The organism is Bacillus sp. 22475 (assembly GCF_052044835.1).
Taxonomy (GTDB): Bacteria; Bacillota; Bacilli; order Bacillales; family Bacillaceae_G; genus Bacillus_A; species Bacillus_A cereus.
In genome coordinates, this window is record NZ_JBQENW010000009.1 from 23,011 (window position 1) to 43,592 (window position 20,582).

Genomic DNA, 20,582 nt, shown 5'->3' on the forward strand with positions numbered 1-20,582 from the left:
ATTGGGATTCTTTATTTTCTAATTTGTAATAGCGTATATTTTCACTGTGAATTTGTTAGTGGCACCCGTTGGACTTGCAATATAGTATTTAGTATTTGTGTAAGCTTCAGTCCTAGATCCATGTGAAATGTTTTTCCAACGAGTAGAATCTATTCCTAGGGAAACATCAATCATCACATTGAAAGAGATAGTAGAAGAATAATCTTTTTCTGAAGGCTCAATAACCCATTTTAATTCTTTGGTACCTACAGGTAAACTATCAATTTTAAAGTTTTGACTGGATCGATTTTGTTGCCCGGATAAAGGACTAGATTCAGATGATATTTGCGAAATTAATATTTCGTTTTCATTAGAATGTAGACCATTTAATTTAATGATACTATCAATTAAACCTGGACCAGGAAAATCAGCTGCGATGATACCAGAATGTTTAATTACGCCTTGTTGTAAGAGATCGGTCCCAAGTGTATTCATTCCCCCATAGTATACTTGTCCGTTTCTATCGCGAGGGAAATCACTCCATGCATTTGTGGAATTCGTTTGAATCAATTTAGGACTACTATCAGTATTTCTGCTCTCTTTTCCGCTTGCAATAAACCAAGGATATACATTATTTAAAAATGCCGCTGCGCCCCCCGTACCACTAAAATGGTTGAGATAAATTTTTCCATTATTAAAGTTAGTATTTGCATTTTGTAGATGGGTTTTTATCGCAATCCATTTTGCATATATTTCGTCTGGTTCGCCTCCAATTTCAAATTTATCTTGTATATTCAAACCTTCGTAATCAATACCGTACAATTGAGTGGATGTAAAGTTTTGTAAGATTACAATTTTCCCGCGGGTATCTCCTAAAGTAGGGTTATTTCTATCTGAAGTTGGTACGGAATTAGGATCCCAAAAATATGAAGCATTAACGTTTTTATATTTTAAAAATATCTCCTCAAATGATAGAGATCCACTTTCAGGAGTAGTTTCTTCTTTTAAGCGCATTAATATTGTTTCTGTTGGATGATCTTTTAAAAATTGAATGGTCTCTTTTAATACATCTTCAAACACAGCTTTTTGATTTACAACGCCATGATACATTGCAAAAGAATCTTTTACACGTTTAACACGCATATCTACATATCGAATTCCGGAATTTAATTGTTGGGATAAACTGATAGTTTGATTTCTTGTCAAATTTTCATCAAGAAAACTCGCTCCATGTAAAGCCATCGTACCGTGAGTCCCTGGAATAGATATTTCACTTATTTTTGTTGAATCTTCTATTTTCGACATCCACGATGGATTTTGATACCCTATATTGGATTCATAGGAGTAACCTGGATGACTATCAGCTAAAATAGTAGATGGTGTACTTAAACTTGCTAGTGTAATACAAGTAAGGATGCTAATTTTAAAGAAATTTCTCATTTTTATTTTGTTCATTTTTTCTCTCCTGACCTTCAAACAATTGTTAGATGATTTTTTACTATATTTATTGTTTTTCATTCTTAAGATAATAAATTTTTGTATTTAAAAATAATTAACAATAGGGGGAGTAAGTTATTTGAGACTTTAATAATTTTTTATTATAAATTGTCACTAATAGTCAAACGTATTCTTGAAAACTCGAAGTATAGCCTCCAAAAAACAACTGTTTATCGTATTGAATACAAACAAAACAGAAGTCCTAAAAAAGACTTCTATTTTGTGACATATAATGAATGATAAGATGGTAAACAAATCAAGATAATGTGATTGAGTGGTAAAAATTTATTAATAGCTGTTTTAGAATCTCTTATAACAAGGCTGATTACAAAAAGCGGATCTCTACACTGCTAATAAAAATTGAAAAATTCTACTCATTAAAACTTAGACTAACTACAGTTGCAATTGATTGGGCTGCATGTTCCCAGCTTCCATCTATAACTTTACCAATCTGCTGACCAAGTGCATTTAAATCATTTGGATTAACTGGAATTCCATTATACGCAGCAAGAATTGATAAAAGTGGAGCAGCAAATGGTGTCCAGCCACCTCTATCAATATTAAATACAGGTTTATCTAGTACCTTTCCATCTTGTACTGTAAACTCATAATAAAATTGATCATCTGGACGAAAACTTAAATGATGAGAAATTTGCCCCTTAACATATTTTTTTCCTGCACCTAGATTTACTACTTCTATTTCTTTTACATTAAATTCATGTTCAAATACTTTAATTTTTTTGACTTCTGGACCATTTAAGGCAGCTTGAACGGCTGTTTCCAAATTATTTTGTGCAAAAGGTTGAATACTCATTTGTGCCTCTTTTGGTTGAATAGGAGCCTCTTTTTCTGCAGCAAACACCGAAGTAGTAGGTAGCACACCTGTAGCTAATGTAGCTGCAAGTGCTGTTGTCATAATGATTTTTCTTTTCATCTTCATAGTTTTCCTTCCTCTCTTAAAGTTATGATATATAATCTTTTAAAGACTGACACAGTGCAATTTTTTTCATAATGTACGCAAAAAATCAGTTTAAGAATTATGTGAAATCGTGTCAGAAAATTAAAGGTAATTATATATGTATTTAAGATGATATCCATCTACACATGTTTTTTCAATTTTTAGATAAATGTAATAGTAATGACTTCTTGAGAATTAATTTAGCACCTTGTTTATCTAGAAAAGTCCTATAAACACATTTAGTTCATAGTAAAAGTAATATATTTGATATTAAATGTCTTGCGTAATGCGATAAAATTTCACAATTTTTCATCATTATATACAGAAAAAGGTAAAGAAACTTAAGTGATATTTAATGCTTGTCTTAGTTGTGAATTATGTGAATCTACTTATTGTAACAGCTAAGATGTTAGATCTTGTTTTTTTTAAAACATTACTTATCCGGATTCATGAAAAGTATTTTAATATATTAGTTTTATTCGATGTAACAATATATGGTTTTGTTATTTAAAATAAAATATGGAAGTAACATAGGGGATTTACGCATATAGTAATGGTAATGGTATAATTAACGGAATTTTCACTTAAATATGATAAAACTATGGTGTTTTTAACTTATAATAATGTTACTACGATGAAAATATGGCTACTAATTAGTTAATTTAAAAATCAATTTTAGATAGGAAGAGGATAATGAAGACTAGAGATAGTTATAAAATTATTGTCATTGGTGCCGGGACTGCAGGACTATCTTCTACTGCACATTTATTACGAAATGTCCCCCTATTGAAAGAAAGTATAGCGATTATTGATCCGTCAAAAAAACATTATTTTCAGCCACTATGGAGTTTAGTGGGGGGAGGAATTGTTTCAAAGGAAAGTACGATGCGTGATCAAGAATCACTTATTCCAAAAGGGGCAACGTGGATCCCTAAAAGTGTTGTTAAGTTATGTCCATCTGAAAATAAGATACTTTTAGATGATGGACTGTTGCTTGAGTATGAAATTCTTATTGTAGCAGCCGGAATACAAATAAATTGGGAAGGTATTAAAGGCTTAAAAGAGTCTATTGGGAATAATGGGGTTTGTAGTAATTACTCTTATAAATATGTTGATTCAACTTGGAGAGAAATTGAAAAATTTAAAGGAGGAAATGCGGTTTTTACCCACCCCAATACTCCTATTAAATGCGGTGGTGCTCCACAAAAGATTATGTATTTAGCAGAAGAGTATTTTTCTAATAGCGGTGTAAGAAACAAAAGTGAAGTAATGTTTTATACTGCGAACGCTAACATATTTCAGGTTCCACGTTATGCAAATACTTTAGAACAAGTACTAGAAAGAAAGCAAATTATAACAAATTATAATAAAAACTTAGTAGAAATTATTGCCGAAAAGAAAGAAGCAATTTTTGAAGATACGCAAACACTGAAAAGAGAAACTGTACCATACAGTATGATCCATGTTGTTCCACCAATGGGGCCACCTAATTTTATTAAAGAGAGTGAGATAAGTGATTCTCAGGGGTGGGTAGATATAAGCCCTTATACTTTACAGCATATACAGTATAAGAATATTTTCGGACTTGGAGATTGTACCAATTTACCCACCTCTAAAACTGGAGCGGCAATTCGAAAACAAATACCTGTCTTAAAACAAAATATTATGGACGTAATTAACGGAAGAGACTTGCATGCTAAATATGATGGATATACATCCTGTCCGATTGTTACAGGATATAAAAGTCTTATACTCGCTGAATTTAACTATGAACATGAGCCCCAAGAAACGTTTCCATTTAATCAAGCGAAAGAACGGTATAGTATGTTTTTACTTAAAAGATATATGTTGCCCTATATGTATTGGAATTTAATGTTGAAAGGGACCTTATAGGAGAAGATAAAAAGTGGTTATAAAAATTGAAAAACAATTTGAAATAACTATTTGGAGGGAATAACTATGCTTTTAAAATATTTTTATGATGAAAAATTAGCACATGCTTCCTATTTAGTCGGTTGTCAGAAGGAAGGTGTAGCAATTGTAATTGATCCAGGTCGCTATATAGAACAATATATAGAGTTTGCTAAGAAAGAGGGGATGGAAGTAATTGCTGCAGCTGAGACTCACATTCATGCAGATTTTTTTTCTGGATCTAGAGAACTTTCTAATCTTTATCATGCAAATTTATATGTATCTGATGAAGGAGATTGTGATTGGAAATATCAATATCTTAACGAAGGTCGATACAAATTGGTTAGAGAGGGCACAGAGTTTAAAGTAGGTCATATAAAATTTAATGTAATTCACACCCCAGGGCATACGCCTGAAAGTATTTCTTTTTTAGTAACTGATACAAGTCAAAATAACTATACGAATGATAAGCCGATAGGAATATTCACAGGTGATTTTATATTTGTAGGAGATATAGGAAGACCGGATTTATTAGAAACTGCTGTCGGCATGAAAGATACTGCAAAAATAGGAGCGAAACAATTATTTGATTCCATACAAAAAATAAAAATATTTCCTGATTATTTGCAAATATGGCCTTCACATGGTGCAGGAAGCGCATGTGGAAAAGCATTAGGAGCAATTCCAACTTCTACATTAGGTTATGAAAAGATGTTCAATTGGGCATTTCAGTGTAATGAAGAAAGTGATTTTGTATCGACTTTATTGACGGGACAGCCAGAGCCTCCAAAGTATTTTTCATTAATGAAGAATTTAAATAAGTATGGTCCGCCAATTCGTAAGAAGAGAAAAAGTACTGCTATTAATACAGTAGAAGAACTTCAAGAAATTTTGAAGAGCGTTCATCAAATAGTTGATATAAGGGATGTAGAGAGTTTTGCTGCAGGTCATATTGAGAAGTCAATTAACATACCTTATAACAATTCATTCACAACTTGGTGTGGATGGTTATTAGATTATAAAAAAGAAACTTTAATAATTCTAGATGAAGAAAAAGTTAAAGTGGAGGCAGTTATTAGAGAATTTGAATCCATTGGGTTAGATAATATTATTGCTTTTGCACCCTTAAAAGTAATACAAAGACTTGATAGATTTGAAAGTTACAAAGAAAAAACATCGATTGAATTATATCCGCATATAAAAGGTGAAAGCGTTAAGGTTATCGATGTGCGTAGTAAAAAAGAGTGGGAGGAAGGACACCTTCATGATGCAATACATATCACTTTAGGTAATCTAATTGAACAGATAGATTATATACCGAAAGATTGTCCAATAGTTTTGCAATGTCGAACCGGACTACGTTCCGCTATAGCAGCTAGTATTTTACAAAGAGCTGGTATAAAGGAAGTAGTGAATTTAAAGGGAGGATTTCTTGCATGGAAAAAAGAAGGGCTTCCTTATACAACATGCAATCTCAATGTGTAGGAAAATATTATATGATAGGTAAGGATAATTAAAAGAAGTTATAGATGACGTGTTAGACAAGGAAATCATAATTGTTGCAGCTTCAGGAAATACATTAGGATTATTAATTGATTATCCGGTAAATATGAAAATGTAATATTTGTTTTAGCATTAATGAATTTAACATTTGATCCATCTTTTATGGAATGGTAGTGTTGGAAGTACTTAGGTATTATCAATATGAACCCAATCAAAAATTCTCTTGGATGCAAGAGAATTTTTTTATTGGGAATAGTAAGGGGGAGGGGAGGTGCATTACATATGGGAAAAGGTAGAAGTAATAATGCTGGTAAAAAGCAACCGAATTTTGATGATTCATCTAATTTTGCTAAACAAAGCCAACCGACAGAAAAGAAGAAGAAATAAGAACAGGAGCTCTCTTGATAAAGGGAGCTCCTATTAAAAGTGTATTAACGCTTCAGAACAACATATCGAAATAGCTATAAATACAAGGTTTTAATTTTTACGAATGGCACCTCATTTAATATTATTGTCCCGCTTTTTTATACTTATTGACGCGTTAAATCCATTTGAAATGCTCCTTAATGGCGTTGGGCATGACCTCAATTAAAATTTTTTAAACCTAATGGGACTTACCATTAAGAGAGCGAGGATTAAAGTAATCCATGCATTGCTATATGAAAACAATCCCATACCAGCCAATGATAATCCTGCAGCTGGAATAGGTAATCCTTTAAAATATCCAATAGTTGGTTTAACACTAAATTTAGCTAATCTTAAAGCACCCATTATTGGGAAAAGGATAAATGCCAAAGACGTTAAAATAGAAGGTGTTGCTATCGTATGAAATAAAAGCGCAGGAGCGACGCCGAAACTAACAATATCAGCTAAGGAATCCAATTCTACGCCAAACTCACTGTTCACTTTTAATTTTCTCGCAATTCTTCCATCAAGAAAATCTAAAACAGCTGAAAAGAAAATGAAAATGGAGGCTGCTCCTAAATATTCACTCATATTCAAGGTGATGGAGAAAACACCGCACAATAAATTTCCAATCGTAAATAAATTCGGTATAACTTTTACAAGCTGATTAAACAAGTTTGTTCCTCCTAAATTAATTAAACTTCACATTTCTATAGCAATTTCTATATATTCTTCCGTTATTCTTAAAAATATATGACCACTGTATTACTGTAAATTAATTAAATTTCGATAAGAGAAAAATTGATTTCTTAAACGTTCCGCTGGTTTATAAAAATGTTTAATGATTTTCAGTACGCGTTATTGAATATTAGTACCTGATAGTTGATATTTTGAGTAGTCAGGGATTTTCCGGTTCTGGTGCAAAAAATTCAAGGTAATTAAAAATAATCTCTAAAAAGGAGACATAATGATACTATTATTTTAAAAAGGTTCGTGGTTGGTATCGAATATAAAAAAGTTGGGGTTTTTATACAAAAAGCGCCCGAAAGGGTGCCTTTTGTATCTCTTAAAATGACTTAAGATGTGTTTACCTGAGTTCATTAGGTAGTTAGAGGTTCATAGACTATCTTTAACGAAAATGTTGGGCGGTTTGTAATTTTTATATATAAATTTAATGATAATAAGAGGGTAAAACCATAGGGGACTTAGAAAGTTTCATGGAAAGTACATATCAAGCTGACTGGAAGATTGGAAATTTAATAACTGGTAATACATTTTACTTAACGCAACATTTTGGTGCGTTAAGTAAAATTTTTAAAGTCCACACAAATGGTACCCTAGAACGATTCCAAACAAGAGAACCAGAATTAAAATAAAATTTGTTGCAGGATCTATTAAATTCATTCTTTGTTATGAAAACACATTTTTAGCGGAAATATCTTCTTCACTATTTTGCGCTGGACAGACTTTATAAAAAATGGTTACGTTTCCTGATCTTGAAATAATCCTCTCAAATTGCAATCCTACTTTTTCTAAAAGTTTTTTAAATGAAATTTCTAAAAGTTTGATATGCAATACCAAGGGAAAAGACCGTAGCTACCATATGTGCAGTCCATTTAGGAATATTTAAATTCAATACGGTATTGTACAAGATTCCATATATGATACAAATGATTAATACAAATGCAATGAATTGAAGAGCTAAAAAAAATAGTGGTTGTTCCATTTATTCTCACTTCCTTTGTTTGATATATTAATATAATTTTTTGAAAGTGGAAGTTTTATTTCTATAAAGTTCCAAAAATGTGATATGAAAGGGATATTAGTAATCACAAGAATTGATGCAACTATAATGTAACTAAAAATAGTATTACAAAATCAGTAAAATAGTAAAGAAGGTCGCCATTCACGGCGACCTTCTTTATTATGCGTTATATCCAAATAACTTTAGATCTTCTCCAGATCCTGAGATAATCTTCTCAAATCGTAATCCTACTTTTTCTAAAAGCTTTCCTGAATTGATGTTATCTATAGAAGTAATTGCTACAATGCGTTTTAGGCCTAGCTTTTGTACACCATACTCAATTACCGCAGAAGCTGACTCGTAGCCATATCCTTTTGAACGGAACTTTTCTAAAAAGGCAAAGCCGATATCAACATCTTCTAATGAATCTTTTTTAATAAGACCACACATACCAAGTGGAGTGAGATCTTCTTTTCGTTCTACTAAGTAAAGGCCAAATCCGAGGTTGTTATACATATCGATGGGACCGTTTACAATATAATTTTTTGCATCGTCTAAGTTTCTAACTCCTTTGTCACCGATAAACTGAATCCATGCAGGATCGTTTACTAATTCGAGAATAAAAGGAGCGTCTTTTATATCAAACCAACGAAGATTAAGACGTTCAGTTTCAAGAACTATCAATTATTACACCACCTTTAAAAAGTTATAACAATTAGTATGGATTGTGTAAAACAAAAGTGCAACATATTTTAATGGGGGTGTTTGTTCACATAAAGTTCGTTTGTTTTGTATAGAGAGATATTTTATAATTAGGATTGATTGTAAAGAGTGAGATACTTATACAATGACTCCTAAGTGACTAGGAGTTTTTACTATATAACTATCATTATTACTAAATATGACACACTACACATTCTACTCAAGGAGGTACATAATGAGGAAATTATATAATGCATCGTTTACGTATTTGATTATCGGTTTATTATCAGGGATTTTCGCTAGGGAGTATGGTAAGTATAAAGGGATTTTAGGATCTACTTTGTTAAATCTTTTGCATACACATACACTTGTACTTGGCTTTTTCTTCTTTTTAATTGCTTTAGGATTAGCAAAAGTATTCGCGTTTCATGAAGTGCAAGGGTTTAATAAGTGGTTTGTTTTACATAACATTGCATTAACATTAATGTTAGGTTCGCTAGCAGCGAGAGGGCTTCTTCAACTAAATGGAGCTGACTTTAAAGGGTTAACTTATATTGTAGGGTTTTCTCATTCGTTGATGGCAGTTACTTTAATTTGGTTTATGTTGTTAATAAAGAAATCGTTTAAAATGTAGTGAAAAAGAACTTGTAGCGTGTGCTGCAGGTTCTTTTTTGTATGTTCAGATTTTAATAATCTCATTTTTCTAATTATTTTGTATAAAGATGGTATACTTGTTTTAAAATTAAAAAGGAGAGTTGATTATGGAAATAACAATTGAACATGTAGTAAATGAATTAAAAGGCATACTTCCTGAAGATCGAGTAGTAATAAATATGACAGTAAGAGAGTTACATAGTAAAGATGAATCTTACCACGTTAGTAGTTTACCTGATGTAGTTGTTTTTCCAAAAACGACTGGAGAAGTTAGCGCGATAATGAAAATAGCGAGTCAGCATGGGACAGCTGTCGTTCCATTTGGAGTAGGATCCAGTTTAGAGGGACATGTAATTCCTTACGAAAAAGGAATTACAATGGACTTTTCTCTTATGAACAAAATACTTGAAATAAGAGAAAAGGATTTTCTTGTGAGAGTACAGCCAGGAGTGACGCGCTCTCAGCTTAATAAAGAATTGAAAAAGTATGGATTATTTTTTAGTGTAGACCCAGGAGCTGATGCAACGTTAGGAGGAATGGCTGCTACAAATGCGAGCGGAACGACAGCGGTAAAGTATGGTGTAATGCGTGATCAAGTTCGAGATTTAGAAGTCGTTCTTGCTGATGGAGGATTTATACATACGGGGAATTTAGCGGCGAAGTCATCATCAGGTTATCATTTAAATGGTATTTTCGTAGGATCAGAAGGAACACTTGGATGTTTCACGGAGTTAACTTTAAAAGTATACGGTATACCAGAACATGTTATGGCTGCGAGGGCATCGTTTCCAACTATAAATGATGCAGTAGAAGCTGTAATTAACATACTACAAGCAGGTATTCCAATCGCGAGAATTGAACTCGTTGATGAATTATCTATGAAACAAGTAAATCATTACAATGAAACAAGTTACAGAGAAGAACCGACACTGTTTTTAGAGTTTCACGGCAATGAAGCAGGGTTAAAGCAAGATATTGAATTTACGAAAGAAATCGTTCTTGATCATAAATGTATAGAAATTGCGTTTGAGACGGAAACAGCAGCGAGAAATAAACTGTGGGATGCAAGACATAACTTAGCGTACTCTTACGTGCATAGTTATCCTGGTAAAAAGCTAATGAGTACAGACGTATGTGTGCCAATTTCGGAATTAGCTGGAGCGATTCAACATGCGAAAGAGGTATTAGATAAAGTAGGGCTTATTGGCGGTATTCTAGGTCATGTTGGAGATGGGAATTTCCATGTACTCTTAATGATTGACACAAATGATAAAGAGGAAGTAAAGAAGGCGGACGAAATAAACGAAAGTATCGTTCTGTATGCTCTTAAACGAGGAGGAACGTGTACAGGAGAACATGGCGTTGGAATCGGAAAACGAAAGTATCAAGAAGAAGAACATGGGGCGGCATTATTTGTAATGGAGAAAATAAAGAAAGCTCTTGATCCGCAAAATATTTTGAATCCGAATAAGGTGTTTCAATTAAAAGATAGGGGCTGAGTGGATGAAAGTACTAGAAGCGATAAGTAATATAGCTGGAAAGTATTTTGCATTTTGGGTTATTTGTATGGCAGCTATTGCATACTTCATTCCCGTGCCATTTCTAGGGTTAACTAGTTACATAACGATTTTACTTGGGATTGTAATGTTTGGGATGGGATTAACATTAAAGGCTGTTGATTTTAAAATCATCGCTACAAAACCATTGCCAGTTATTATCGGTGTATGTGCTCAGTTTATTATTATGCCACTTGTCGCATACGTACTAGCCTACGTTATGAATTTACCAGCGGAATTAGCAGCTGGATTAGTGTTGCTCGGTTCAGTACCGGGTGGCACTGCATCAAATGTTATGGTTTATTTAGCAAAAGGGAACTTGGCGCTGTCTATTGCAATGACTTCATTATCAACGTTACTAGCACCAATTGCTACACCACTCATTTTACTATTACTTGCGGGGCAATGGATGCCAGTAAATGCTATGTCCATGTTTCTTTCTATCGTACAAGTCATTATTGTGCCTATTATTTTAGGACTAGTAGTGAAAAAGTTTTTCCCTCATATCGTTAATAAAGGAATGACTGTTATTCCTTTATTATCAGTTGTAGCAATTATCATAATTGTTTCTGCAGTTGTTTCAGCGAATGTAAGTAGCATTACTTCTTCAGGACTTCTTATCTTTATTGCGGTGATGCTCCATAATGCTTTCGGTTTTTTGCTCGGATATATAACTGCGTTCGTACTTGGACTAGACGAAGGGACAAGAAGGGCTATTTCAATAGAAGTAGGAATGCAAAATTCAGGTTTAGGTGTTGCACTGGCGACAGCGCATTTTGGACCGGCTGCTGCACTACCAAGTGTATTAGCGGCAGTATGGCATAACATTGCAGGGCCAATATTAGCAACCATCTGGTCAAAAAATGCAAAGAACACTTTCAGCGATGAAAATGTATCAATAAATATAGAAAAATAGGAATGATAAATAATGCAAAAACGTATTGTACATTTTGAAGGAATGGTTGTATTTTTAGCCACGATTTATATGTATTCGATATATGAGTTTAGTTGGATTATATTTTTTGTATTCCTTTTAGCGCCAGATTTATCTATGTTAGCGTATGGGATCAATAATCATGTTGGTGCTAACATTTATAATTTATTTCACACATATATCATATCCATATTAATTGTTCTAATAGGTGTCTATTTTAAGATAGATACCGTTATAATGATTGGCTTAATATGGACAGCACATATTGGAATGGATAGAATGTTTGGATATGGATTGAAATCTGAGACGGATTTTAAGGATACTCATATTCAGCGGTTATAATTTGTTTTGAGAAGAGGGGTACGTTGAAGCAGAGAATTGCTATCGAAGAATATAATGTCAAATGGGAAAGTGAATTTAATAAAATACACACTCTTATTAACAATGTAATGGAAGACAGCATTGTATCTATTGAACATGTTGGGAGTACATCTGTTAAAGGGCTTGCATCAAAACCAATACTAGATATTGATATTGTAATAGAAGAGTACGAAATTTTTCATGAGGTAGTAAAAAAACTGGAGAAGATAGGGTACTATCATCAGTTAGAATGGAGCTTTAAAGGAAGAGAGGCGTTTGGAAGAAAGGATACGATCGTTCCATGGAACGAGGGAAATACAGTTTGGATGGAACATCATTTATATGTGTGTGATAAAAATAGTGAAGAGTTGAGAAGGCATATAGCGTTTCGAGATTTCCTTCGTGAACATACTAAAGTAGCTAATGAGTATGGAAACTTGAAGGAAGAGTTAGCAAGAGAGTCGAAAAATCGATCTAGTTATATTGAAGGTAAGACCGTATTTATTACAAATATATTAGAAAAAATAAACTAAGGCAGCATGGAATACATGCTGCCTATTGTTTTGAAATAGAAAGCTGCCATTATAAAACAAATACAAACTGGCCCTGTTGATTGATGCGGTTACTAAATATAATAGGAAATAAAATAGAAAAGAGCGGAAAAGAGGGAGCTTATGTACATACCAAAATATTTCGCAATACAAGATGAAGAGATGAAGTACGAAATAATGGAACAAAATAGCTTTGCGACACTATTTTCTCAACATAACGGAGAACCATATGCAACGCACTTGCCGTTGTTGCTAAATAGGGAAACTCTTACTTTACATGGTCACTTCGCACGACCGAATGAACAGTGGAAAGATATTGGGACTCAGCAAGTGCTAGCTATATTTCAAGGACCACATAGTTACATCTCTCCGTCATGGTATGAAACAAACAATGCAGTACCAACATGGAATTACGTTGCAGTGCATGTATATGGTGAATTAGAAATTGTTGAAGATGAGAAGACATTAGTAGATTCTCTTCAAGATTTAGTAAATAAATATGAAGATCCAGAGAGTACCTACTCACTTAATGATGTAGATCCAAATTATATGGAGGGATTAAGTAAGGGAATAGTTGGATTCAAAATAAAGATAAATAAAATAGAAGGAAAAGCGAAGTTAAGTCAAAATCATTCTGTAGAGAGACGGAATTTAGTTGTGGAGAAACTTGAGAAAGTTGGTAGTGAGGAGAGTAAGAGGATTGCGGAGTTGATGAGAAAATAAAGCCTACATGAAAGGAAAATATTCTAAATAAGCGTATTTAAAAAGACCTTCTTAATTGAAGGTCTTTCATTTTTTAAAGTGCTTTTTCAGTTGTTGTTGAGTTGTAGTCTTTACTTACGTCAACGGATTGAACAAGGTCAGGTCTTTGTGGTGCAGGGGTGTCCCCAATGTTTAATGCTACATATCCTAACTGTGTTTTCGGTGTTTCTGAGGTGAAGCTTAATCCAAGGGTTGTGATGCTAATAACAGCTAAGCCAATGATGCTCAATTTAATCTTTTTCATTATATCAAAGCTCCCTTTTCTTCATGTTTTTTTCTTGCTTGATTGGCCATGTAAAAGTATTGACTAGCTTTTATATGGTCTTCTTTTTCATAAAACATATTTGCTAGAACATCAGTGTACTCTTGTATACATTCCCAAAGGTTTTCTGTTTTAAAGTAAGAAATTCCTTCCAAAATTATCATTTCTAAATCATTTATAGAAGTTTTATTATTTAGTTCTCTTAAAATCATGAAACGATATTGAAACTCTTTGTTTTCTAGTTTATTTGAGATGTTTAATCCTTTTTTTATAAGTTCTTTAGCCTGGGTATATTCTCCAAGCTTGTAGTATTCACGTGCTTCAACAAAAAGTGCTTTAAAGTGATTTGGTTGCTTAGTGGTAACCTCTGAAATATGACGCATTGCTAACTCTGAAAGGTTTTGACTTGCATATAGCCAAGCTAAATTATGTCGTACTCTTAATGATAAAGTCTCCTCTGAATACTTCTGTAGAATATTTAATGCTGAATCAAGTCTAATTTCAGCTTGTTCAAACTGTTTTAAATCAATACAAGATAAACCAAAGATGTTATCACACAAAGCAATATTAATTTCGCAGTTTATATGTTTTGAAAAAATCGCTTTAGCTTCATTTGCAGATTGGATTGCTACTAGTGGTTGATATGTTTGATAATAATAGGAAGCTAAGCGGTAGTTAAATTCAGCATTCTCTAGTTCGTCAGATACGTGTATTAGCAGCTTTTTAGCGTTCTCGAAAAGGTGTTTTGCTGTATTGTAGTTTCCAATAATTGTATTGTGAATAGCTTTAAAAAAATGATAATAATAAGAAAATAGCCCATTCTCTGGAAGTGGGAAAGAATCAATTTTATTAAAATCATCTTTATTAATATTTAAACCATCTGTTAAAATTTTGTATCTGAAATTAAAAAGTGAATAATACAATTGTAGGTTTGTATCTTCTTCTGAGTTAGAGATGATATTTTCAATATCTTTTTTTATTTTTGTTGCATGGGTAGTTTGATGCTGTAACATAGCTCTATACCAGTCATTAAATAATTTTGTAATTTGTTCATTACCTTGTAGTTGAACGTTCATGAAATCCCCTCACTTTTTGAATATTCTTATAAAATATAGTATCAAAAATAAAAATATTTAGAAATGATGTTTTATATTTCTCAATATTTGTTTAACAAGCTTACGAGTAAGTCTATTGGAATAGTGTAGAATTTATTTTGGATTAAAGAAATGGCATCGGGGGATGTGCATTTTAAAGTTTTAGTTGAGTGGGGGGATATAAAAAGGGTGCGTTCACACAATTTATATGAACGCACCTTTTTACATATTAAACAATCAAGTCCCACAAAAAGTACGATAAGGGCGATTCGTCGGTGCAGGCGGAATACAGTATTCTTCTTGATCTGTAGAATACGCATAAGGGTTTGATAAAGCTTCAAGAAGTTTCTCCATTACGCTATAGTCGTCATTTGTAACAGCTGCTTCTAGTGCCTCTTCTACACGGTGGTTCCTTGGGATGATTGATGGGTTATTATTTTTCATCATCTCGTAGGCGTTTTCTTTCGATTCTTCTTGTCTTTCTAATCGAGATTGCCACAGTTTGTACCACTTTTTAAATTCAGGACTTTCAAATAAAGCTGTAGTTTCAATAGTATCAAGTGTTAGTGAACGGAATGTATTTGTATAATCCGCTTTATATTTCTCCATCATTTTTAAAAGTTGCTCAATAAGTGATTGATCTTGTTCCTCATTGCTAAATAGTCCTAATTTCTTTTTCATTCCAAGGAACCAATGGTTTTCATACTGTACGCTAAATTTCGAAATTTCGTCTTGGGCGATTTTTAGTGCTTCTTCTTCATCTTCGTGCAGAATTGGTATTAAAGATTCTGCTAATCGGGCGAGGTCCCATGCGGCCATATATGGTTGATTTCCATATGCATAACGGCCTTGTGTGTCAATAGAGCTAAATGCGGTTCCTTGGTCGTAATTGTCCATAAATGCACAAGGACCGTAATCAATTGTTTCGCCACTAATCGTTATATTGTCAGTGTTCATTACGCCGTGAATAAATCCAACAAGTTGCCATTTTGCGATAAGACTTGCTTGTTTTTTAATGACTTCTTGTAGTAATGCAGTATATCGGTTTTCATGAGATTCAATTTCTGGGTAATGTCTTTTTATCGTATAGTCAGCTAGCGATTTCAGGTCCTCTATTGAACCACGAGCTGCAGCATATTGAAATGTACCGACGCGTATATGACTACTAGCGACTCTAGTTAAAATTGCTCCAGGTAACTTTGTTTCACGATAGGTTGGCTCGCCGGTTGTGACAACTGCTAAACTGCGGGTAGTTGGAATATCAAGTGCATACATAGCTTCACTAATAATATATTCACGTAGCATCGGACCGAGTGCAGCACGGCCATCTCCTCGGCGTGAATAGGGAGTAGGGCCAGAACCTTTCAGTTGAATATCGAAACGCTCACCTGAAGGAGTAATTTGTTCGCCAATTAAAAGAGCACGACCGTCGCCTAACATATTAAAATGTCCGAATTGATGACCAGCATATGCTTGAGCTAATGGATGAGCTCCTTCTGGGAGTGCATTACCAGCGAAAATAGCAATTTCAGCTTCCTTTTTCAGTTCTTCAGGGGTCAAGCCAAGAGATATCGCTAATGAATGGTTTAGTTTAACTAACTCCGGTGAACTTACGGGAGTAGGGGGGATTTCTGTATAAAATGATTGTGGTAAAGTCATATAACTATTATCTAAATTCCAACCTGTTTCATTATTTTTAGTCATTGTATCTCCTCCTTTTTGTATTTTAAATTATGTATTTGTACGTATGTATTCTTTGTAAAGTTAACTAAAAGTATAATACAATATTTCCCCTTGCAATCTATTGTAAGGACTTCATTGTACTATGTCTATTTAACAGCAAATTTAAAACCTCCATTTTTAAAAATGGAGGTTTTATTATTGTTTAATTTTTACAATTATTTTTCCTTTTGCTCTTCCAGACTCTGAATATTCCATTGCTTTTTGCGCATCTTCAAAAGGAAAAACTCGATCGATTACAGGTTTGATTTGTCCAGCTTCAATATAGTTTGCAATAGTACGTAATTGATCCCCGCTTGGCTTCATAAATAAAAATGAATATTGAGCATTATGCTTTTTTTCAAGTGCAGTAAGTTTTTTGCTGGCTAATGAAAATAAGAGAGTTTTAAAGAATCCTGAACCAAATTCTTTACCGAAGCGAGCATTCGGCATGCCTGAAACGGAAACAATGTTTCCTCCCCTTTTTATAATATTGAATGATTTTTCAAGTGTTGCACCGCCGATTGTATCAAATACGGCATCATAATTTTTTAGTATATCTTCAAATTTCTCTGTTTTGTAATTAATAATTTCATCTGCGCCAAGAGACGTTACTAAATTCGCACCAGCTTCACTAGCAGTCGTTGTAACAATGGCACCCATTATTTTTGCTAGCTGAATAGCGAAAGTACCAACACCACCGGATCCGGCGTGAATTAAAATCTTTTGTCCTTTTTGTAATTGCATGATGTCATGTAATGCTTGATATGATGTTAAGCCAACGAGTGGAATCGAAGCAGCTTCCTCAAAACTTAAATTTTTCGGTTTTAAAGCTATATCATCTTCATGAATGGCTATATACTCCGCGAAAGTACCAATCTTATTTTTTCTTGGACGAGCATATATTTCATCACCAACTTTAAAACGAGTTACTTTTGATCCAACCTTCGTGATGACACCGGCAAAGTCGTTACCAAGGATTAGGGGCATTTCATATTTTAGTAACATTTTTACTTTTCCGTCGCGTATTTTAAAATCAATTGGGTTAATGCTAGCTGCATGAATTTCTGCGAGCACTTCATGTTCATTTATTTCAGGAGTAGGTACTTCTGTCATACGCATTGGAACTTTCCCGTACTTATCAATTATCATTGCTTTCATTTCTTATACCTCCACATTTCAATAAAAGTTGTGCAATAGCTTTTCAATATCTAATACAAGATTTTTTAATAAACTTAATTTTGTACGTATATCAATATAATAAAAGTTTTTTGTACCTTCTTTTCGCATTAAAATAATACCGGCTTCTCGTAAAATCCTAAGGTGATGCGATACCGCTGGTCGAGACAGGTGTGTTTGCTTCGTAATTTCTCCTACACGTAATCCTGTTTGACATTCCGTTTCCATGAGAACTAACAAAATAGCTTGACGTGTTTCATCGCCAATTGCCAATAATACTTTTTGAGAATCAATAAAATCTTTTTTTATAACATTTAATTGTTCTTGTTTATTCATTTCAATCACTTTACCTCCAAAAAATTGGTCGAAAGGTTTAAGATGATGAACCATTATATCGATACGGTAATGCTACATGATTGTTGTATGAGCTGCAATATTGGGAAAGAAAATCGAGACGAATGAAGTTTTATGATTTGAAAATGCTAGGGGATAGAAAAGGATTACATACTAGAATGGTTGAAGTTTTAAAAATAGAAAATAATTTCATAATATGTTGTTTACTGGGGATAAAGGATAAAGATTTTAAAAAAATAAGCGGTCGTACCCTGAATAACTTATAAGGTTACGACCGCTTATCATGTTTTTATTATTTTGGTGTCTAATAAAAGTGAGTTGTTTCGTTTTACTCTTTCATTCACGCATAATTCAAACAGATTATAGATGTATGAAAAAGTAAAAGTAATTTGGGGCGTAATCTATCTATATGATAATTTAAAATGAAATATAAGTCTATATCTTTGTTGTTTTTTTGATTATATTTATATCACTGAGCTCAGAACAATGATGTGGAGGATAAATATATGAAATCGAATGATGTACCAGTTTTAATTGTTGGAGGGGGATTATCAGGGTTAGCGTCTGCGTTATTTCTTGCCAAACATAATATTGATTATTTATTGATTGAAAGGCATCCGTCTACTGCAATTCATCCAAAAGCAGGTGGAATCACTTTTCGTACGATGGAGTTATTTCGAGAATTAGGTTTAGAACAAAGAATTAGATCGGCGGGTAAAGCGTTAGGAAATTGCCGTGGAAGAATAGCAGTTCATACAATAGCTGATGCGAATAAAGAAGAATTGGAACAAATGAGAGCGACGCAATACGGAAACGATGAAGAGTTACTTCAAAAAATAGAAAAGATTAGTCCATCAAAACAAACTGCGTGTTATCAAATTATTTTAGAAGAGATGATGTTACAAGAAGCGAGAACATTAAGCGGAGAATTATCTTTTTATCAAGAATTAGTTTCTTATGAACAAAATGAGCACGGGGTAATAGCAACGATTCGGAATCGCGAAACGGAAGAAGAAAGTATTATTCATTGTGACTATGTAATTGCAGCGGATGGAGCGAAAAGTAAAATACGTGAGCAGCTAGGGATAAGTACGGAGGGACGAGGTACAATCGGTGGCTATTATATGAATATATATTTTGAAGCGGATTTAAGCGAATTTATACAAGGAGATGCATTTGGTTTTTCTATGGTACTTCATGCGGAAGTTCTTGGTGCGCTTATTCCAGTTGATAACGAAAGAAGGTGGATTTACCATGTATCCTACGATCCATTAAAAGGAGAGGGGCCAGAGGATTTTACTATAGAACGTTGTAAACAAATTATCCAAACCGCAATTGGAAGCACAAATGTTAAGTCAGAAATAGTAAGTGTTTTACCGTGGGAAGCGACTGAAAGTACTGCTACAAAATTTCAAGATAATCGCATTTTTTTAGTTGGTGATTCTGCACATATTATGCCGCCAACTGGAGGTTTCGGTTCAAATACAGGAATACAAGATGCGCACAATCTTGCTTGGAAATTAGCAGCTATTTTAAAAGGCAAGGCAAATCCAAAATTGTTAGAAACATATTATGAAGAGAGATATCCTGTTGCAAAATTAACGACAGCTTATGCAAGTAGTTTACTGTTTCGTGCTGCGAAGAGAGAGGAAGGCAGTTTGAATAATATGGATGGTTTAGCTGTTACAGTTGGATATCAGTATTGTTCAGAGGCGATTATAGATAATTCAGTCACTCCACATAGAATGGATAGCATAGAGTTGAACGGAAGACCTGGAACGCGAGCGCCACATTTATGGGGAACGTATGAAGGAAAGGAAGTTTCTATATTAGACTTATTCGGTAACAGTTTTGTATTACTTACAAGAGTAGAAAATAGTTCTTGGGCTGAAGCAGCACATACTGTTTCAGCTAAATTAGGAATAAATATAAAAGGGTATCGTGTTGGCTTAAGTGGAGACTTTATTGCTCCAGAAGATATTTTTAGCAAATTATATGGTATAGGGAATGGAGGTGCTGTATTAATTAGACCAGATGGCTTTATCGGATGGCGTTCGGAAAAAACGGTAGTAAATCCAGATATAGTATTGGAAGAGGTAATGAGAAATTTATTATGTGATTTTTAAGTAACTACGGAAATATTGTTTTATGTGCTTCACTGTACTGAAAAAAACATTCACAAATTTCAATAGGTTTGATATGATTAAATTCGACAAGTTAATAGAGGCCGGAGATATTTGAGAAAAGCCATAAATTTATTTAGGGATACAGGAGTGTAGCCTAAATAATTTATGGCTTTTTTTATTGAATGAACCGTACAAAATAGGGAGTTACATGTGAAAAGGAGGGCTATAGGAATTAAATAGGATAATACTAGTTTTCTATATTAATAATATAGAGAAAGTATATTTGTAGGAGTGGAATTTTAATATAGGTTTATAAAAATAATGAAAGTGTG

Annotated in this window: 21 protein-coding genes; 11 read left to right on the plus strand and 10 right to left on the minus strand. The window is 33.5% G+C overall.

What is annotated here, in order from left to right; genetic code table 11:
• Window positions 1-18 precede the first annotated feature (18 nt).
• Both ACTJJY_RS15955 and ACTJJY_RS15960 read right to left on the minus strand, forming a co-directional pair.
• Window positions 19-1,434, minus strand: coding sequence for a phosphatidylinositol-specific phospholipase C (locus ACTJJY_RS15955; RefSeq protein ID WP_440605965.1), 1,416 nt, complete (start codon window positions 1,432-1,434; stop codon window positions 19-21).
• 412 nt (window positions 1,435-1,846) lie between these two features.
• A complete protein-coding gene (locus ACTJJY_RS15960; protein ID WP_016130655.1) occupies window positions 1,847-2,416 on the minus strand; it encodes a hypothetical protein in 570 nt (189 codons plus the stop codon).
• A 711-nt stretch (window positions 2,417-3,127) separates the two neighbouring features.
• On the opposite strand from ACTJJY_RS15960, the gene ACTJJY_RS15965 reads away from it, so the two are divergent.
• Window positions 3,128-4,327, plus strand: coding sequence for an FAD/NAD(P)-binding oxidoreductase (locus ACTJJY_RS15965; RefSeq protein ID WP_089171536.1), 1,200 nt, complete (start codon window positions 3,128-3,130; stop codon window positions 4,325-4,327).
• 66 nt (window positions 4,328-4,393) lie between these two features.
• Window positions 4,394-5,830, plus strand: a complete 1,437-nt coding sequence (locus ACTJJY_RS15970; protein ID WP_440605966.1) for an MBL fold metallo-hydrolase — start codon at window positions 4,394-4,396, stop codon at window positions 5,828-5,830.
• Between the two features lie 606 nt (window positions 5,831-6,436).
• Here the strand turns inward: ACTJJY_RS15970 and pssA are convergent.
• Complete coding sequence (pssA, locus tag ACTJJY_RS15975) at window positions 6,437-6,928, minus strand: CDP-diacylglycerol--serine O-phosphatidyltransferase (RefSeq protein WP_098611152.1); 492 nt, start codon at window positions 6,926-6,928, stop codon at window positions 6,437-6,439.
• A 542-nt stretch (window positions 6,929-7,470) separates the two neighbouring features.
• Between pssA and ACTJJY_RS15980 the strand changes: the two genes are divergently transcribed.
• Complete coding sequence (locus ACTJJY_RS15980) at window positions 7,471-7,629, plus strand: hypothetical protein (protein WP_377821187.1); 159 nt, start codon at window positions 7,471-7,473, stop codon at window positions 7,627-7,629.
• Window positions 7,630-7,796: 167 nt separating this feature from the next.
• Here ACTJJY_RS15980 and ACTJJY_RS15985 read toward each other — a convergent pair whose 3' ends face one another.
• Together ACTJJY_RS15985 and ACTJJY_RS15990 are read right to left on the minus strand one after the other, a co-directional pair.
• On the minus strand, window positions 7,797-7,979 hold the full coding sequence (locus tag ACTJJY_RS15985) for a hypothetical protein (RefSeq protein ID WP_440605967.1): 183 nt from the start codon (window positions 7,977-7,979) through the stop codon (window positions 7,797-7,799).
• A gap of 198 nt (window positions 7,980-8,177) precedes the next feature.
• On the minus strand, window positions 8,178-8,681 hold the full coding sequence (locus tag ACTJJY_RS15990; protein WP_440605968.1) for a GNAT family N-acetyltransferase: 504 nt from the start codon (window positions 8,679-8,681) through the stop codon (window positions 8,178-8,180).
• A 253-nt stretch (window positions 8,682-8,934) separates the two neighbouring features.
• Between ACTJJY_RS15990 and ACTJJY_RS15995 the strand changes: the two genes are divergently transcribed.
• The 6 genes from ACTJJY_RS15995 (at window position 8,935) to ACTJJY_RS16020 (ending at window position 13,477) form a co-directional block, all read left to right on the plus strand.
• Window positions 8,935-9,333, plus strand: a complete 399-nt coding sequence (locus ACTJJY_RS15995) for a DUF2871 family protein (RefSeq protein ID WP_440605969.1) — start codon at window positions 8,935-8,937, stop codon at window positions 9,331-9,333.
• 127 nt (window positions 9,334-9,460) lie between these two features.
• A complete protein-coding gene (locus ACTJJY_RS16000; RefSeq protein ID WP_440605970.1) occupies window positions 9,461-10,852 on the plus strand; it encodes an FAD-binding oxidoreductase in 1,392 nt (463 codons plus the stop codon).
• Between the two features lie 4 nt (window positions 10,853-10,856).
• Window positions 10,857-11,825, plus strand: a complete 969-nt coding sequence (locus ACTJJY_RS16005; RefSeq protein ID WP_440605971.1) for a bile acid:sodium symporter family protein — start codon at window positions 10,857-10,859, stop codon at window positions 11,823-11,825.
• 12 nt (window positions 11,826-11,837) lie between these two features.
• The gene (locus ACTJJY_RS16010) at window positions 11,838-12,185 is read left to right on the plus strand and encodes a DUF4260 domain-containing protein (protein ID WP_440605972.1); all 348 of its coding nucleotides are present in this window, start codon (window positions 11,838-11,840) and stop codon (window positions 12,183-12,185) included.
• A gap of 23 nt (window positions 12,186-12,208) precedes the next feature.
• Window positions 12,209-12,736, plus strand: a complete 528-nt coding sequence (locus tag ACTJJY_RS16015; RefSeq protein WP_440605973.1) for a GrpB family protein — start codon at window positions 12,209-12,211, stop codon at window positions 12,734-12,736.
• A 141-nt stretch (window positions 12,737-12,877) separates the two neighbouring features.
• A complete protein-coding gene (locus tag ACTJJY_RS16020) occupies window positions 12,878-13,477 on the plus strand; it encodes an FMN-binding negative transcriptional regulator (protein WP_440605974.1) in 600 nt (199 codons plus the stop codon).
• 73 nt (window positions 13,478-13,550) lie between these two features.
• Here ACTJJY_RS16020 and ACTJJY_RS16025 read toward each other — a convergent pair whose 3' ends face one another.
• The 5 genes from ACTJJY_RS16025 to ACTJJY_RS16045 form a co-directional block, all read right to left on the minus strand.
• Window positions 13,551-13,760, minus strand: a complete 210-nt coding sequence (locus tag ACTJJY_RS16025) for a hypothetical protein (protein ID WP_000721431.1) — start codon at window positions 13,758-13,760, stop codon at window positions 13,551-13,553.
• A complete protein-coding gene (locus ACTJJY_RS16030) occupies window positions 13,760-14,854 on the minus strand; it encodes a hypothetical protein (protein ID WP_440605975.1) in 1,095 nt (364 codons plus the stop codon). Before ACTJJY_RS16030 ends, ACTJJY_RS16025 begins: the two co-directional genes overlap by 1 nt.
• Window positions 14,855-15,109: 255 nt before the next feature.
• Entirely contained in the window at window positions 15,110-16,576 is a 1,467-nt protein-coding gene (locus tag ACTJJY_RS16035) for a protein adenylyltransferase SelO (RefSeq protein ID WP_440605976.1), read from the minus strand.
• A gap of 174 nt (window positions 16,577-16,750) precedes the next feature.
• Window positions 16,751-17,752 (minus strand): NADP-dependent oxidoreductase, encoded by a 1,002-nt coding sequence (locus ACTJJY_RS16040; protein WP_440605977.1) that lies wholly within the window; start codon window positions 17,750-17,752, stop codon window positions 16,751-16,753.
• Window positions 17,753-17,770: 18 nt separating this feature from the next.
• Window positions 17,771-18,115 carry an ArsR/SmtB family transcription factor gene (locus tag ACTJJY_RS16045; RefSeq protein WP_000571881.1) on the minus strand — a complete coding sequence of 115 codons (345 nt, stop codon included), beginning with the start codon at window positions 18,113-18,115 and terminating at the stop codon, window positions 17,771-17,773.
• 113 nt (window positions 18,116-18,228) lie between these two features.
• Here ACTJJY_RS16045 and ACTJJY_RS16050 point away from each other — a divergent pair, with 113 nt between their 5' ends.
• Both ACTJJY_RS16050 and ACTJJY_RS16055 read left to right on the plus strand, forming a co-directional pair.
• On the plus strand, window positions 18,229-18,390 hold the full coding sequence (locus ACTJJY_RS16050) for a hypothetical protein (protein ID WP_440605978.1): 162 nt from the start codon (window positions 18,229-18,231) through the stop codon (window positions 18,388-18,390).
• 240 nt (window positions 18,391-18,630) lie between these two features.
• Window positions 18,631-20,250 carry an FAD-dependent oxidoreductase gene (locus ACTJJY_RS16055; RefSeq protein ID WP_440605979.1) on the plus strand — a complete coding sequence of 540 codons (1,620 nt, stop codon included), beginning with the start codon at window positions 18,631-18,633 and terminating at the stop codon, window positions 20,248-20,250.
• The last annotated feature ends 332 nt before the right edge of the window (window positions 20,251-20,582 follow it).

What these genes read in the sequence shown, in the direction of transcription:
- ACTJJY_RS15955 (WP_440605965.1), bottom strand. Translation starts at nt 1,434, where the DNA reads ATGAACAAAATAAAAATGAGAAATTTCTTTAAAATTAGCATCCTTACT.
- ACTJJY_RS15960 (WP_016130655.1), bottom strand. Translation starts at nt 2,416, where the DNA reads ATGAAGATGAAAAGAAAAATCATTATGACAACAGCACTTGCAGCTACA.
- ACTJJY_RS15965 (WP_089171536.1), top strand. Translation starts at nt 3,128, where the DNA reads ATGAAGACTAGAGATAGTTATAAAATTATTGTCATTGGTGCCGGGACT.
- ACTJJY_RS15970 (WP_440605966.1), top strand. Translation starts at nt 4,394, where the DNA reads ATGCTTTTAAAATATTTTTATGATGAAAAATTAGCACATGCTTCCTAT.
- ACTJJY_RS15980 (WP_377821187.1), top strand. Translation starts at nt 7,471, where the DNA reads ATGGAAAGTACATATCAAGCTGACTGGAAGATTGGAAATTTAATAACT.
- ACTJJY_RS15985 (WP_440605967.1), bottom strand. Translation starts at nt 7,979, where the DNA reads ATGGAACAACCACTATTTTTTTTAGCTCTTCAATTCATTGCATTTGTA.
- ACTJJY_RS15995 (WP_440605969.1), top strand. Translation starts at nt 8,935, where the DNA reads ATGAGGAAATTATATAATGCATCGTTTACGTATTTGATTATCGGTTTA.
- ACTJJY_RS16000 (WP_440605970.1), top strand. Translation starts at nt 9,461, where the DNA reads ATGGAAATAACAATTGAACATGTAGTAAATGAATTAAAAGGCATACTT.
- ACTJJY_RS16005 (WP_440605971.1), top strand. Translation starts at nt 10,857, where the DNA reads ATGAAAGTACTAGAAGCGATAAGTAATATAGCTGGAAAGTATTTTGCA.
- ACTJJY_RS16010 (WP_440605972.1), top strand. Translation starts at nt 11,838, where the DNA reads ATGCAAAAACGTATTGTACATTTTGAAGGAATGGTTGTATTTTTAGCC.
- ACTJJY_RS16020 (WP_440605974.1), top strand. Translation starts at nt 12,878, where the DNA reads ATGTACATACCAAAATATTTCGCAATACAAGATGAAGAGATGAAGTAC.
- ACTJJY_RS16025 (WP_000721431.1), bottom strand. Translation starts at nt 13,760, where the DNA reads ATGAAAAAGATTAAATTGAGCATCATTGGCTTAGCTGTTATTAGCATC.
- ACTJJY_RS16030 (WP_440605975.1), bottom strand. Translation starts at nt 14,854, where the DNA reads ATGAACGTTCAACTACAAGGTAATGAACAAATTACAAAATTATTTAAT.
- ACTJJY_RS16035 (WP_440605976.1), bottom strand. Translation starts at nt 16,576, where the DNA reads ATGACTAAAAATAATGAAACAGGTTGGAATTTAGATAATAGTTATATG.
- ACTJJY_RS16040 (WP_440605977.1), bottom strand. Translation starts at nt 17,752, where the DNA reads ATGAAAGCAATGATAATTGATAAGTACGGGAAAGTTCCAATGCGTATG.
- ACTJJY_RS16050 (WP_440605978.1), top strand. Translation starts at nt 18,229, where the DNA reads ATGAAGTTTTATGATTTGAAAATGCTAGGGGATAGAAAAGGATTACAT.
- ACTJJY_RS16055 (WP_440605979.1), top strand. Translation starts at nt 18,631, where the DNA reads ATGAAATCGAATGATGTACCAGTTTTAATTGTTGGAGGGGGATTATCA.